The sequence below is a fragment of the Streptomyces sp. NPDC031274 genome, from assembly GCF_055570235.1.
Genome location: NZ_JBVIHP010000452.1, coordinates 1 through 1,066, shown reverse-complemented (window position 1 = coordinate 1,066; position 1,066 = coordinate 1). Strand labels below are relative to the sequence as shown.

The 1,066-nt window shown below is 66.9% G+C and carries 1 protein-coding gene; it reads left to right on the top strand.

The features are described 5' to 3' along the window. Positions 1 to 709 precede the first annotated feature (709 nt). The coding region (locus tag ACZ5CR_RS47105; RefSeq protein ID WP_468870224.1) for a carboxymuconolactone decarboxylase family protein at positions 710 to 1,066 on the top strand (357 nt) is incomplete at its 3' end.

Here is a 1,066-nt window from a genome sequence, read left to right as displayed (position 1 = left end):
CCGCCCATCAGCACTTCGACTTCCGCTTCCTCTTTCGTACCACCGCGGATATCGGCGACCTGCAGACCGAAGAGGTCTCGGACGCCGCCTGGCGTGAGCTTGATGAGATCGCTGATCCGCGACTGCGGCACCGAGTGGCCGCAAGCCTGCGCTGACTGTCGGTCATCACCGGCCGGTCGTCCCGCGTGGTGCCCGCGCGGCGGGGTGGAAGCGGGCTGCGGTGTGGGCGTATCCGTCGTGGTGTGGTGGATGCCTTGTACGCGGGCCGCTTGCGCGCGCCTGTTGGGCGGAGTGGTGATGCGCCAGTTGAGGACCTCGGCAGGGCGCTCCCCTGTCCGTGTGACGACGTAACTGATGAGTCGTCGACTGTCCTCAACTGTCGTCAACTGTCGTCAACTAGTCGTGCTGCTACGTCTGGGCGGACTTACTGGTCGCCAAGCGATCAGCCGAGCCCGTGACCTGCGGTGATCTCCGAGTGGCGTAGGTGTCTGACGCAGACGGTTCCGGCCTTGTCTTCGAGCGCGCGCGAACGCCTACCGTCCCGGGCATGGAGACCACAGAGCACACTCCTGCCCCCGACCGCCGGTCCTTACTGACCAAGGGAGTACTACTCGGCGCCGCTGCCGCCGTCGGAGTCCCGGCCGGAACAAGTACGGCATCGGCCTCACCCACGTCGCCGTCACCAGTATCCAACCGGTACACCCGGGGCATGGCGACGCTACGGCGCATAGCCGGCGAGCGCGGCACCTCCGTCGTCGACTCACTGGAAGACATCGCGCCCGATCTCGGCCGCTACATCGTGGAGTTCGCCTTCGGCGACGTCTACTCCCGGCCCGGTCTCAATGCCCGACAGCGACAGCTGGTGACGGTCGGCGCCCTGACCGCACAGGGCGACACCGCCCCTCAGCTGGACTTCCACATCGACGCCGCACTTCAAGTCGGCCTGACCCCCGTGGAGATCACCGAGGCGTTGATCCATACGGTGCCGTTCACCGGCTTCCCCAGGGCCCTCAACGCGGTGACCGTCGCCCGGAAGGTCTTTGCCGAGCGCGGAGTGCGGTTCGAG